10 protein-coding genes and 1 tRNA gene are annotated in these 13872 nt (G+C 66.3%); 9 read left to right on the top strand and 2 right to left on the bottom strand.

Features of this window, described 5'->3' with window-relative positions:
• Complete coding sequence (locus HHL21_RS01330; protein ID WP_169463461.1) at nt 1-1140, top strand: ABC transporter permease; 1140 nt, start codon at nt 1-3, stop codon at nt 1138-1140.
• On the opposite strand, the gene HHL21_RS01325 is transcribed toward HHL21_RS01330, so the two are convergent.
• Nucleotides 1109-2341 (bottom strand): winged helix-turn-helix domain-containing protein, encoded by a 1233-nt coding sequence (locus HHL21_RS01325; RefSeq protein WP_169463460.1) that lies wholly within the window; start codon nt 2339-2341, stop codon nt 1109-1111. The genes HHL21_RS01330 and HHL21_RS01325 overlap by 32 nt on opposite strands.
• Before the next feature lie 152 nt (nt 2342-2493).
• On the opposite strand from HHL21_RS01325, the gene HHL21_RS01320 reads away from it, so the two are divergent.
• The 3 genes from HHL21_RS01320 to HHL21_RS01310 all read left to right on the top strand — a co-directional run bounded on the left by HHL21_RS01320 (nt 2494) and on the right by HHL21_RS01310 (nt 10198).
• Nucleotides 2494-5145, top strand: coding sequence for a diguanylate cyclase domain-containing protein (locus HHL21_RS01320; RefSeq protein ID WP_229495789.1), 2652 nt, complete (start codon nt 2494-2496; stop codon nt 5143-5145).
• Nucleotides 5146-5216: 71 nt separating this feature from the next.
• On the top strand, nt 5217-6470 hold the full coding sequence (locus tag HHL21_RS01315; protein WP_169463459.1) for an exonuclease SbcCD subunit D C-terminal domain-containing protein: 1254 nt from the start codon (nt 5217-5219) through the stop codon (nt 6468-6470).
• Complete coding sequence (locus tag HHL21_RS01310) at nt 6467-10198, top strand: AAA family ATPase (protein ID WP_169463458.1); 3732 nt, start codon at nt 6467-6469, stop codon at nt 10196-10198. Before HHL21_RS01315 ends, HHL21_RS01310 begins: the two co-directional genes overlap by 4 nt.
• 5 nt (nt 10199-10203) lie before the next feature.
• Here the strand turns inward: HHL21_RS01310 and HHL21_RS21340 are convergent, their stop codons facing one another.
• Nucleotides 10204-10353, bottom strand: coding sequence for a hypothetical protein (locus HHL21_RS21340; protein WP_206085499.1), 150 nt, complete (start codon nt 10351-10353; stop codon nt 10204-10206).
• A gap of 123 nt (nt 10354-10476) precedes the next feature.
• Here HHL21_RS21340 and HHL21_RS01305 point away from each other — a divergent pair, with 123 nt between their 5' ends.
• From HHL21_RS01305 to dbpA, 5 genes are all read left to right on the top strand, one after another.
• Nucleotides 10477-10689: a hypothetical protein gene (locus HHL21_RS01305; RefSeq protein ID WP_169463457.1), complete on the top strand. Its 213-nt coding sequence runs from the start codon at nt 10477-10479 to the stop codon at nt 10687-10689.
• 16 nt (nt 10690-10705) lie between these two features.
• On the top strand, nt 10706-11860 hold the full coding sequence (locus HHL21_RS01300; RefSeq protein WP_169463456.1) for a methyltransferase: 1155 nt from the start codon (nt 10706-10708) through the stop codon (nt 11858-11860).
• 58 nt (nt 11861-11918) lie between these two features.
• Nucleotides 11919-11995, top strand: a tRNA-Met gene (locus tag HHL21_RS01295).
• A 121-nt stretch (nt 11996-12116) separates the two neighbouring features.
• A complete protein-coding gene (locus HHL21_RS01290; RefSeq protein ID WP_169463455.1) occupies nt 12117-12350 on the top strand; it encodes a hypothetical protein in 234 nt (77 codons plus the stop codon).
• Between the two features lie 94 nt (nt 12351-12444).
• On the top strand, nt 12445-13854 hold the full coding sequence (gene dbpA, locus HHL21_RS01285) for an ATP-dependent RNA helicase DbpA (RefSeq protein WP_169463454.1): 1410 nt from the start codon (nt 12445-12447) through the stop codon (nt 13852-13854).
• Nucleotides 13855-13872 lie beyond the last annotated feature (18 nt).

Raw genomic sequence — 13872 nt, 5'->3', positions numbered from 1 at the left:
ATGGCATCCATCGGGCTGTCGTGGGCGCGCATGGTCGCCATCCTGGTCAAGGAGTTCCGCCAGGTCCGGCGCGACCGCCTGACCTTCGCGATGATGGTCGGCGTGCCGGTGATGCAGCTGATCCTGTTCGGCTACGCGATCAACACCGATCCAAAGCACCTGCCGCTGGCCGTGGTGGCGGCCGACCACAGCGAATTCTCGCGCGGCCTGGTGGCGGGCCTGCGCAACTCGCGCTACTTCGAGATCACTCATGCGCCAGCCAGCGAGGCCGAGGGCACGCGCCTGCTTGATACCGGCCAGGTGCAGTTCCTGCTGGTGATCCCGCCCGACTTCAGCCGCCGCCTGCTGCGCGGCGAGCGCCCGGTCGTCTTGCTGGCCGCCGACGCGACCGATCCTTCGGCGGCCGGCAACGCGCTGGCAGCCGTCAGCGGCGTCACCCGGCAGGTGCTGGCGCGCGCGCTGACCGGTCCCCTGTCCAGCCTCGCCCAGGGCGAGCCGGCCTTCGAACTGCGCGTGCAGCGCCGCTACAACCCGGACGGGCTGGCGCGCTTCAACATCGTGCCGGGCCTGATCGGCGTGATCCTGACGATGACCATGGTGATGATGACGGCGCTCGCGGTCACCCGCGAATACGAGCGCGGCACGATGGAGAACCTGCTTGCGACGCCGGCGCGTCCGCTCGAAGTCATGATCGGAAAAATCGCGCCGTATATATTGATCGGCTATGTGCAGGTGCTGGTGATCCTTGTGACGGCCCGCCTGCTGTTCGATGTGCCGATGGTCGGCAGCCTGGTGCTGCTGTCGTGCGCGCTGGTGCTGTTCATCGCCGCCAACCTGGCCGTGGGCTTCACCTTTTCCACGCTGGCGCGCAACCAGCTGCAAGCGATGCAGCTGACCTTCTTTTTCTTCCTGCCGTCGATGCTGCTGTCCGGCTTCATGTTCCCGTTCCGCGGCATGCCGCGCTGGGCGCAAGCCATCGGCGAACTGCTGCCGCTGACGCATTTCCTGCGCGCGGTGCGCGGCATCCTCCTGAAGGGCAATACGCTTGGCGACATCCTGTCCTTCCTGTGGCCGATTGCCTTGTTCATGCTTGTCGCCGGCGCAGTCGCTATCCGGCGCTATCGCGAAACGCTGGACTAGCGTTCAGCGCGGAGCCGAACGCCGCGGGGACGGCGTGGCTGATCCGGACCTCCGGGCACGCATGCCAGCGCGCGCAGCGCATCACGGCGGCCGCGATATCCGTCGTAAACCGCTCGCTGACGCGCACGCCGGGTTCCAGCACCACCGACTTCAGCTCGAACACGCCTTCGCGCCGGTGCGCCTTGGCGTCGATCCGCCCGGCCAGCACGCCGCGGCGCAGGATCGGCAGCGTAAAGTAGCCATAGCGGCGCTTGTCGGCCGGCGTGTAGCATTCGAGCCGGTAATCGAAGTTGAACAGTTCGAGTGCGCGCCTGCGGTCCCAGACGATCGGGTCGAACGGCGACAGCAAGGCCGTCACCGTCGGCGCCAGCAGGCCGGCGGCGGCGCGTTCGGCCAGTTCGCGGTGGTCCGGGTGGATGTAGACCGGTTCGTCCCAGCCGGCCACGCGCGCCCGCAGCAGCAGGCCCTCATCCACCAGCGCATCGGGATCGACGTGCGGGCGGCGGGTGCGGTGGTAGTCGGGGATCCATGCGGCCTTGCAGACGCCGATGGCCTTGACGGCGCGCAGCGCGAACTGGCGCCGGGTCTCGGCCATCGTGGGCATCTGGCTGTCGTCCCACGCCGGATGCACGCGCTCGGCGAGGTCGTAGACGCGCTGGAAGTTGTGGCGCCGCGCGATCATCAGCGCGCCGGACGTGAACAACACCTCCAGCGAGCGCTTTTCAGGCTTCCACGCCCACCAGCCGCCGGCCTTGCCGTCGGTGCGTTCGAAGTCGGACGAGCGGGTCGGCCCGTGCTTGCGGATGTGCGACAGCACCTGCTCCACCTCGCCGGCGCGCTCGCGCATCCATGTTTCGGAGTACTTCCAGCCCATCGCGGCGGGATCGATCATGCGGTGCCGGTACAGGCCGTAGTCCTCGATCGGCACGAAGCACGCCTCGTGCGCCCAGTACTCGAACAGCCGCCCCTCGGCCAGGTGCTGCTCGAGCCAGGCCGGGTCGTAGTCGCCCAGGCGGCTCCACAATACGAGGTAGGGACTGCGCGCCACCACGCTGATCGTATCGATTTGCAGCATCCCCATCTGGCGGATGGCCGCGATGACGTCAGGCTCGGCAGCCTTGCGGCGGCGCGGCTGCAGCATGCCCTGGGCGGCAAGGTGCAGCGCGCGCGCCGCCGCCAGGGTCAGGTTAAATTCGCTCATCATTTCATTCTAGATACTAAAAGCATTTTTTTCCTTAATGGGGAGTATTATTTTTCTGCTCGCTCAATAAAATCGTAAAATTTGAAGGCAAAATGTAATAAACGCAGACGATCAGGTCAACAGGTCGGAAGTTTAATCGTCTAAGGGGAAACTTGAGCACCTCATTCAGACTGTTTCGCCGCTGGGCCGCGTCAAGGCTGAGCGCCAGCCTTCTTCCTGTCTTCGCCGTGCTGTTGCTGGCGGCGATGTGGGGTGCAATGCTTTACCAGGTCGATCTTGAGCGCCAGGTTGCGCACAGCAAGGCGGTCGGGCAAAGCCAGTCGCAGGCGCGCGCTTTGTCCGATTACGTCGGCAATATCCTGCGCCAGGCCGGCCATGCGACCCACGTCTTCAAGCTGAAGTACGAAGAAACCGATGGCGCTTATCCGCTGGCCCGGTTCGCCACGCCCGGCGGCCTGCTCGACAGCGTACTCCCGGTTCGCCTCGCGATCCCGATGGCGGTGTACGACGCCAGCGGCAAGCTGGCCGACAGCCTGAATGGCCCGATGCCGACCAGCGCCGCCGCCGCGCCCTATTTCCCGGCCCTCGCCCGCAGCGCGCGCGACATCGACATCGTCACGGCTGCACGCGCCAGCCCGCACGGCTCGGCGTGGCAGATCCAGGTCGCACGGCGCCTGTCGGCCGGCGACGGCAGCTTCGCCGGCGTCGTCGTCATGGTCATCGAACCGTCGCTGTTCATCGACGACTACGACCGCCTCGACATCGACGAACGCTCCGCGGTCGTGCTGCTAAGCCGCTCGGCCAGCCTGTCGGCAGGCCGGCTGGGCGAATCGTTGTTTACCAGCGACACCCTCGAATTCAACCCGGTCGGACCGCGCGGGCGCCGGCTGGCGGAAGTCATGCCCGACGAGACGCTCGATGAAGTCCCGCGCATCTACGCCGCCAGCGAACTGGGTCGCGATGCGCTGGTCGCCGTTGTGGGCATCCCGCGCGATGTGGCGCTGGCCAGTTTCGAACGCCAGCGCCTGGTCTACCTTGCCTTCGCCCTCGCCGGCGGCGCGCTGATTGCAGCCGTCACCGCAGTGCTGATGCGGCAAAGCGCGCGCCTGCGCGCCAGCATCCGCGCGGCGAAGGAAGCCCAGGCCATGCTGCGCGGCGCCGTCCACGGCAGCCTCGATGCCTTCATGCTGCTCACCGCGGTGCGCGGCGCCGATGACAAAATTCTGGACTTCATCATCGCCGACATCAATGAAATCGGCGCTGCGATCCTGAAACTCGCGCGCACGCAGCTGATCGGCCAAAAGGCGTTCGCCCTGCTGCCGCGCTTCGCCCAGACCGGCTTGTTCGGGCATTACGTCAAGGTGCTCGAAACGGGCCAGACCCACTCCGAGGAATTCGAAATCCGGATCGAGGGGCAAGCGCCAATCTGGATCCACCACCAGGTAGTGCCGATCGAAGGCGGTGTCGCCGTTACCTCGCGCGACATCACCTTGCGCAAGCAGGAAGAAATCGAGATCCGCGGCAGCCGCAACTTCCTGCAGTCGCTGATCAACAACCTGCCGCTGCTTATCTACGTCAAGAGCGCGCGGCCCAAAAACTTCGGCCAGTTCCTGATCTGGAACCAGGCAGCGGAAACGGTCACCGGCTACCGTCCCGACCAGGTGATCGGCAAGCGCGACGCCGAGGCCTTCCCGCCCGGCTTCGGGTTGACGACGCCGGAGGAAGACCTGGCGATGCTCGACACGCCGATGGTGGTCGACCTGCCCGAAAAGCCGGTCAGCCGCCCGGATGGCAGCGTGCGCTACCTGCACACGATGTCGGTGCCGCTGTTCGACGCCGATGGCCACCTCGAATACATCCTGTGCATCGCCGAGGACGTGACGCGCCGCCGCGAGCAGGACAAGAACCTGCGCGAGGCGCTGGCCGCCCTGCGCGAAAGCGAAGCGCGCGTGCGCACCATCGCGGACGCCCTGCCGGCCATGATCGCCTACATCGACGCCAACGAGGTGTACCGCTTCCACAATGCCTCGTTCCTGCGCGACTTCCTGGGCGGCCCGTCCGTGCTTGGGACGACCGTGCGCTCGACCATCGGCGAACCCCGCTACCGCACGCTGGAACCCTTTATCAAGCGCGCGCTGGCCGGAGAAACGGTGGTGTTCGAAGAAGTCGACGAAAGCGGCGGACGCGACGTCGCCTACCAGATCACCTACATTCCGCAGACCGGCGACGACGGCCAAAACATCGTCGGCTTCCACGTGATGAGGCAGGACATTACCTCGCACAAGCGCGAGAAGAAGCAGCTGATCATGCTGTCGCAGATCGACGCGCTGACCGGCCTGACCAACCGCGCCGGCTTCTTCCAGAAACTCGACGCGGCGATGCAGAACAGCACCGCCAAAGGCGCGCTGATGGCCGTGATGTACATGGACATCGACCACTTCAAGCCGGTCAACGACACCTACGGCCATAACACCGGCGACGCCCTGCTCAAGGCGTTTTCGGGCCGCCTTACGCACACGGTGCGGGCGACCGACACCGTGGCGCGCCTCGGCGGCGACGAATTCACCATCGTCATGGAGAACCTGGCGCGCAACGAGGATGCGGCGGCGATCGCCGCCAAGATCGTGACTGCGATGCGGACGCCGTTCAAACTGGGCGACGTCAGCGTATCGGTGTCGACCAGCATCGGGCTGGCCTTCTTCCAGGGCGGCCTGCTCGAGCCCGAGGAACTGCTGAAACAGGCCGACATGCTGCTGTACCAGGCCAAGCAGGCCGGCCGCAACACCTTCCGCGCCGCCCTCTGACCCGCGTCGTGGCGTCCGGGCGGCCGGGTGCGCTATAGTAAGCGCTTGATTTCCACCCCCAAGCGTAAACGATGCGGCTGTTGCACACCTCCGACTGGCATCTTGGCCAGGCCCTCCACAATTACGAACGCACCTACGAGCACCAGCGCTTCCTCGACTGGCTGCTCGATACCATCGTGGCGGAGCAGGCCGACGCCCTCTTGATCGCCGGGGACATCTTCGACACCGCCAATCCGTCCGCCAGCGCCCAGAAACAGCTTTATCGCTTCCTGCGCGAAGCGCGCGAGCGCGCGCCGCAGCTGGACATCGTCGTCATCGCGGGCAACCACGATTCGCCGGGCAGGCTGGAAGCGCCCGCGCCGCTGCTGGAAGCGCACGGCACCAGCGTTATCGGGAATATTATTCGCAACGCCGAAGGCGTCATCGATCTCGAACGGCTGCTGGTGCCGCTGCGCGGCAAGGACGGCGCCATCGCCGCGTGGTGCCTCGCCGTGCCGTTCCTGCGGCCCGGCGACGTGCCGCGCATCGAGGCGCCGGACGAAGGCGCCGACCCTTACCTGAAGGGCATCGGCCTTCTGTACGAACAGGCGTTCGCGCTGGCGCGCGGCAAATGCGCGGACGGCCAGGCCATTGTCGCGATGGGGCACTGCCACATGGTCAACGGCGAACCGTCAAACGACTCCGAGCGCCGCATCGTCATCGGCGGCACCGACGCGCTGCCGGCGGGGATCTTCGACCCGGCGATCGCCTACGCGGCGCTCGGCCACCTTCACCTTGCCCAGCGGGTCGGGCAAAAAGAACACCTGCGTTATTGCGGCAGCCCGCTGCCGCTGTCGTTCGCCGAAACCGGCTACAAGCACCAGGTAGTGCGGGTCGACCTGGCCGGCGGCAAAGCGGTCGACGTCACGCCGCTGATGGTGCCGCGCTCCGTCGAGCTGCTGCGCGTGCCGCCGCAGCCTGCGCCGCTGGAACAAGCGCTGGCGGCGCTGGAAGCGCTCGACCTGGCCGACCTGCCGCACGAGCTCCAGCCCTTCCTCGAGGTGCGAGTTCTGCTCGACGCCCCCGAACCCGGTCTGCGCGGCCGCATCGAAGCGGCGCTGGCCGGCAAGCCGGTGCGCCTTGCGAAAATCGAACCGACCCGCAAGCGCGACCCGTCGAACGCGGAGACCGCCGCCCTGTCGCTGGAACAGCTGGCCGAGCTTCAGCCAGATGACATCTTCCGCCGCCTGTACCTGCAGCAGTACGGCGAGGAGGCGCACCCTGAGCACTTGAGCGCGTTCGCGGAACTGATGCTGGCCGTCCCCTCTGAACCAGGCAAGCCATGAGGATACTGAAGATCGGCGGCCGCAACCTGGCCTCGCTTGCAGGCGAATTTTGCGTGGACTTCGAGCAGGAGCCGCTCGCATCATCCGGTCTGTTTGCGATCAGCGGACCGACCGGCGCCGGCAAGAGTACGCTGCTCGACGCCATGTGCCTTGCCCTGTACGACGCCACGCCGCGCCTGTTGAAGCGCAAGAGCGCCAGCCTGCTGCCCGACGTCGGCGACGACACCGTCTCGGTGCACGATCCGCGCACCCTGCTGCGGCGCGGCGCGACCGACGCGTGGGCCGAAGTCGACTTCGTCGGCAACGACTCGCTGCGCTATCGGGCGCGCTGGAGCGTCAAGCGCTCGCGCAACAAGGTGTCCGGGCCGCTGCAGAAGTCGTCGATGACGCTGCACCAGCTGCCCGAACTGGCGCCGCTCGGCAAAACCAACACTGAAGTCCTGTCCGAAATATCGCAGCGGATCGGCCTGTCGTTCGAACAGTTCACGCGCGCGGTGCTGCTTGCCCAGAACGAGTTTTCAGCGTTCCTGAAAACCGAGGAAAACGAACGCGGCGAACTGCTGGAAACGCTGACCGGCAGCGCGATCTACAGCACTATCTCGAAGCGCGCCTACGAGCGCTTCAAGGCAGAGCAGGCAGCATCGCAGCGGCTTGCGTCGCGACTTGCTGACCAGACGCCGCTGCCGGCCGAAGCGCGCGCCGAACTGGATACGCAGGCATCAAAGGCTGATGAGGTCTTGTCCCAGGCAGACGCGCGCAAAGCAGTGCTGGAACAGCAGCTTCGCTGGCAGCAGGAATCCGACAAGCTCGCAGAACAGCTTGGGCAGGCAGAGGCCTCGCTTGCCGGAAGCCGCGCCGCTGTGGATGCCGCAAGCGAGCGCAAACGCTATCTGGCCACCATCGATGCGGTCGAGCCAGCGCGTCCATTGTTAGCAGAGCGCGCGCGCCTGGCTACCGAGAACGCCAACGTTCAGGCGTCCATCGTGGCTTGCGACGAAGCGCTGGCTGCGGCGGTCGGCGCGCAGGAACAGGCGGCACAAGCCCTGGCCGAGATGAGCGGCCGCGTGCAGTCGGCAGAACAAGCCCAGCGCGCGGCGTCCACTCAGCTGGACGCGGCCAAGGCCCTCGACGCCACAATTGCGGCGCTGACGCCATCGCATGCAAGCGCCGCAAACGCCCGCTCGGCAGCTGCGAACGAGCTGAATGCCGCAAATACGTCATCCACCCAAGCTGCGGAAAAGCTGGCGGCGAACCGCAGCGCACATCAGGAGACTGGTGCATGGCTGCACGGCCACCGCCATCTTGAACCGCTGGCGGTGCAGTGGCCACGTTGGGAGAAGCTGTTTGTCCAGGCCGGACAGGATGGGCAGCGCGAACGAATCCTTGCGGGCGAGCTGGCGCAGGCTGCGAAGGCGCTTGCCGTCGCCCGCGCCGGGGAACAAACAGCAGCAGCGGCGTTAACCGAATCGGGCACCCGGCTGCAGGCACTCGAAACGGCACGGCAGCAGGCGATCATCGCACTCAACGCTTTCAACGCGAAGGGATTGCGCACTGAACGCCAGGCGCTCGAGCAGCGGCGAGACAACCTTGCGGCGGGCGAAAAAGCGTGGACCGAATTCGACGCAACCCGCATCCGGCTGCAGCAAGCCGCAACGCGCGCAAGCGAGATCGCACAAGCCACGTCAGCGGCGCAACTGCTGCTCGCAAAAGCGACGGCCGACGCGAGCGCCATCGACGCCGCTCGCGTCCAGGCGGAACGCTCGCACCACGCCGCGCAGCTTGCGTGCGCAGGCAGCGTCGAGGACTTGCGCACGACACTTGAAGATGGCAAGCCGTGCCCGGTTTGCGGCAGCGCCGACCACCCTTACCAGAACCAGGATGCCAGCCTTCGTGCGATGCTGGCAAGCCTGGACGCTGAAGTGGTCCGCTGCCGCACGGTAGCGGCGGAGAACCTGTCCGTCCAAAGCGCGCAACGCGCCATCATCGCCGCTAGCGAGCAGCAGATAGTGCTTGTCCGCCGTGAGCAGCAGGCGCTGGAATCGGCGCTTGAAAAAGCCGAAGCCGCTTGGGCAGCGAGCCCGCTGGCCGCCGAGGAAGATCAGCGCAGCGAATGGTTTGCGACGCAGATGGAGCTAACGCGCGCCGGGTTCCGCGAGCTCGACGCGCTGGAACAAGCGGAACGCGCCGCCGCCGAGGCGCGCGACAAGGCGCAATCTGCGTGCGATCTTGGGGCAATGGAACGCGACCGCCTGCAGGAAGCCGCTGGGGCTGCGCGCACGCTTTCGGCGCAAGCAAGCGCCGACCAGGCGTCGCTCACCGAACGCCACGCCCATGTCGCCACCGGCCTGGCTGCCGTGCTGGAGGAACTGGATCACGCAATCACCGGGCAGTGGCGCGCCGCCTGGCTAGAGGACCCGACTGGCTTCCGCACTCAACGCGCCAACGAAGCAGCGCAATGGCACACGCAGTCGGCGCGACATGCAACACTGGCAGCATCGCTCGCGACGCAGGACGTCGAGCACGACGCATTACAAAAGCGCTGCGAACATTGCACCCAGCTTTCCGCTGCCGCACAGGCGGCATTCGAACGCCTCGACCTTGAACTGGCTGGCAAGCGGCGCGAACGCATGGCGCTGTGGGATGACCGGCCGGTGCGCGACATCGAGGCGCAACTGGTGCTGGCCATCGACACCGCGCGTGCCCAACTCGCGGGCCAGCAGGCGGCACGCGAGCACGCCGCGCATGCCGAAACGCGCGCACGCGAATCGCTTGCGCACAACAAGGAGCGGCTTGCCGCCATCCAGATCGGGGCTGCAGCCGCAGACGCAAGGCTCAACGCCTGGCTCGCAGGTTTCGGCGAGCAGCATCCCGGTCTCGATCCGGTCGATGGCGTCGCGCTGGGCAAACTGCTCGCGCTGGAATCATCATGGATCGCGCAGGAGCGCGGCGCCCTCGCCTCCCTCGACAGCGCGACTGCAAACGCCGCGACTGTGCTGGCCGAGCGCCGCACGCGACGCGACCTGCACCAGCAAAGCCCGCTTGCCGATGCCGCCCAACCGGCAGCAGCGCTGGCGGAGGCCTTGACGAAGCTGGAAGGCGAACGCAGAGCCGCGCACGACGCCGCCACCGCATTGCGGCTGCAAGTCGCGCAGGATAACGTGCGGCGCGAGAGCGCAAAGTCGGTCATGGCCGACATCGAAGCGCAGCAGGCCGTCGAACGGCGCTGGGGCCAGATGAACGAGCTGATTGGTTCGGCCGATGGCAAGAAATTCCGCAACTACGCACAGCAGTTCACGCTCGACGTGCTGCTTGGTTACGCCAACAGCCACCTGTCGCAGCTGGCGCGGCGCTACCGGCTTGAGCGTGTGCTGACCAGCAGCGGGCCCTCGCTCGGCCTGCTGGTGCGCGACCAGGACATGGGCGGCGAAATCCGCTCGGTCAACTCGCTGTCGGGCGGCGAATCGTTCCTGGTGTCGCTGGCGCTGGCGCTGGGCCTCGCATCGCTGTCGTCGAACCGTGTGCGCGTGGAGTCGCTGTTCATCGACGAGGGCTTCGGCAGCCTTGACAGCGATACGCTGCGCGTCGCGATGGACGCGCTCGACGGCCTGCACTCGACCGGACGCAAGGTCGGCGTGATCTCGCACGTGCAGGAGATGACGGAACGGATCTCGACCAGGATCCTGGTCGAGCCGTCCGGCGGCGGCACCAGCAGCGTGACCGTGCAATAAGCCGGTCAGCGTTTTGAGGGCGGCACGATCCGCGCAAGCTCCCAACCGAGTTCACGGCGAATCTGGGAAGGATCGGGAGGCGGACGGCGGCGCCTGGCTTCGGCGCGCAGCCACTCCCTGACGCTTTCCTTGCTGGGTTGCTTTAGCTTGTCCATACCTTGCCTGCTCCTCACACGGCCACCTGGGACCTGTCCAGTAAACGCGGCGGCGCCAGGTCCGTTGACTGCCCGGTGATAAAATGCGCCCTTTCCCGAACCTGTCCCTCTTAAAGCCATATCATGTCCAAGCCTGCCCGCGTGCTGACCTTCAAGTGCGACAAATGCACCAAACCGGTTAAAGTTTTCCTGCAAAAAGTTTCCGCGTGCTCACACATCCAGCCGTACCAGGGCCTGTGCGCCTGCGGCGAACTGAAGCGTCACGCAACCGGCAACCCGGACGCGGTCGCCTCCTACCTCCAGTCCAGCGATGACAACTGGTCGCATCACCACTAACATTCGATTGCCCTTCATGCACCCACATATCCCCGCGCATATCCACTGGACTGAGGCCGACCAGGAGCGCTCGGCATCGTGGCGTTCCGAAAGCGGCATGCCTGCGCCAAAAAAGGTCGTTATCGCCGACGACAAGACGCCGGCGGACTTGGCTTACCGCCTCGCCTGCGAAGGCACTGCGCTGTTGTGGCGCGGCGACTTCCAGAACGCGCGCCAGCTGCTGCAGGCGCTCGCGCGCCGCGCCGACCAAAAAGGCGGCAAACCGAAGCGCGTCAAGGAGCCGAAGGCCGCGCCGACACTGGCGCAAGCTTTCCACCTGCACCGCCAGGCCCAGTCGCAGCGCGCGCGCACGCTGGCGATGCTGCTGATCCCCTTCGACGCCGACTACACGATCCCGCTGCGCCGCGCGCCGGAAGTCAAACTGGCGTGCAACGAGGCCTACGGCCGCGGCGACCAGCCGTTCGTCGCTTCGCTGCGCGAGCTGCTGGGCGTGATCGGCGCGCACGAATGGCGCAAGAACGGCGTCGAGATTCCGGCGCTGGATGCCCGTATCCACCCGCACTACGGCGTGTTCTCGCCGATCCGCGGCGAGTATGTCCAGCTGGTGAACGACGCCCCGCTGGCTGCGGGCGCAAGGCTCGCCTTCGACATCGGCGCGGGCACCGGCGTGCTGGCGGCGGTGCTGGCGCAGCGCGGCATCAAACAAGTGATCGCCACCGACATCGACCAGCGCGCGCTCAGCTGCGCACGCGAGAACATCCAGCGCCTCGATTTGCAAGGAAAGGTGCAGGTGGTGCAGGCCGACCTGTTCCCGGAAGGCCGCGCGCCGCTGGTGGTGTGTAACCCGCCATGGCTGCCGGGGCGCCCGAGCTCGTCGATCGAATACGCGATCTACGATCCGGAAAGCCGCATGCTGCGCGGCTTCCTCAGCGGCCTGGCCGCGCACCTGGAACCGGGCGGCGAGGGTTGGCTGATCCTGTCGGACCTGGCCGAGCACCTCGGCCTGCGCCCGCGCGAACAGCTGCTGGACTGGATCGAAGCGGCGGGCCTGAAGGTCGTCGACCGCATCGACGTGCGCCCGACCCACCCGCGCGCCAGCGATGCCGCCGACCCGCTGCACGCGGCGCGCGCGGCTGAGGTAACGTCGTTATGGCGCCTCGCGGCCGCTTAAAAACGCCAGTCGAAGATTGTTCATTGCTTCATCCCCCAATAGTCTGTACAATTCGCAGTGCGGGGTGGAGCAGTCTGGCAGCTCGTCGGGCTCATAACCCGAAGGTCACAGGTTCAAATCCTGTCCCCGCAACCAAATACCACTACAAAGCCCGACTCCCGCAGCCGGGCTTTTGTTTTTAAGAATGGGAATGGCTGCCTTAAGCCGTTCCGGCACCAGGCGTAGCGGTCAACGCGCGTGGTGGCAAGAGGTCGACATGAGAGACAAAAAAGATAACGCGACGTTTGACCTGCCGGGTCTTGAGGCAGCGCTCCCGCTGGTAGTGTCCACGATTGAAGTCAAGCGCGCGAGCACGCCTCGCCAGCGCAAATCCTCCCTCAAGCAAGAACAGCTCGAACTGCTCGACGAAACCGACGCCAGCGGCCTGCCCGTCTGGAGCCGCGACGACAGTCTCGACCTGACCGGCCTGCCCATCTGGGCCTCGGCCTGACGATTTTCACGCGGCCCGCCGCCGCACGCGCAGTACCCCTCGGCCCGGTCGCCTGATAGACTGGGCCTGTTCCCTATTTGCCGGTCCCGCCCACATGAATCCAAACGCCTTTGCCAACCTGCCCCTGACGCCGACCTTGCTGGCCAACCTCGACACGCTCGGCTACCACGAAATGACGACGATCCAGGCGCAAAGCCTGCCGCCAGTGCTGGAAGGACGCGACCTGATCGCGCAGGCCAAGACCGGCAGCGGCAAGACGGCGGCGTTCGGCATCGGCATCCTGCACAAGCTCAATCCGGCGTGGTTCGCGGTGCAGGGACTGGTGCTGTGCCCGACGCGCGAACTGGCCGACCAGGTCGCGAACGAACTGCGCCGGCTGGCGCGCGGCGAAGCCAATATCAAGGTGCTGACCCTGACCGGCGGCGCGCCGATGCGCCCGCAGATCGCGTCGCTCGAACATGGCGCCCACATCGTCGTCGGCACGCCGGGCCGCATCCGCGACCACCTCGGGCGCGGCACCATCAACCTGTCGCATGTGCAGACCCTGGTGCTCGATGAAGCGGACCGCATGACCGACATGGGCTTCTACGACGAAATCGCCGGCATCGTCAGCGCCTGCCCGCAGCGCCGCCAGACCTTGCTGTTCTCGGCCACCTACCCTGACGATATCCGCCGCGCCACCGAGCCGTTTTTGATCGACCCGGTCGAGATCAAGGTCGAGGCGCAGCACACCGGCGATGCGATCGAGCAGCGCTTCTATGAAGTCGGCTTCGACGAGCGCGACCACGCCGTCGGCCGCCTGCTCAAGCACTTCCAGCCTGCGTCCACCCTCGCCTTCTGCAACACCAAGGTGCACTGCCAGGAGCTGGCCGACGAACTGCGTTCGCAAGGCTTCTCCGCGCTTGCGCTGTACGGCGACCTTGAACAACGCGAACGCGACGAGATCCTGGTGCTGTTCGCGAACCGCAGCTGCTCGGTGCTGGTCGCCACCGACGTCGCCGCGCGCGGCCTCGACATCGCCAACCTCGGCGCGGTGATCAACGTCGACGTCTCGAAGGACACCGAAGTGCATATCCACCGGGTCGGCCGTACCGGACGTGCGGGCGAATCGGGCCTGGCGCTGTCGCTGTGCGCGCCGAACGAAAAGAAATGGGTGCGCCTGATCGAGGAATACCAGGGCGCGCCGGTTGCATGGCACGACCTCAAGGAACTCGACGACGAAGGCCGCGAAGCAGCGCCGGCGCCGATGGTCACGCTGGTCATCCACGGCGGCAAGAAGGACAAGCTGCGTCCCGGCGACGTGCTGGGCGCCCTGACCGGCGACGCCAAGCTGACCAAGGAACAGGTCGGCAAGATCAACGTCACCGAGTTCCAGACCTACGTTGCGCTGGACCGCCATGTCGCCGAACTGGCGTTCCAGCGCCTCAACGCCGGCAACAAGCTGGGGCCGGACTTCGGTGGCTTCAAGGGCCGAAGCTTCAAGATGCGCTTTATCGAGGCTTGAACGTCTCGTAAGGCGCCG

The organism is Massilia polaris (genome assembly GCF_012927275.1).
Classification (GTDB): domain Bacteria; phylum Pseudomonadota; class Gammaproteobacteria; order Burkholderiales; family Burkholderiaceae_D; genus Telluria_A; species Telluria_A polaris.
Note: the sequence above shows the minus strand (reverse complement) of the source record. Positions and strands in the feature narration are given on the sequence as shown.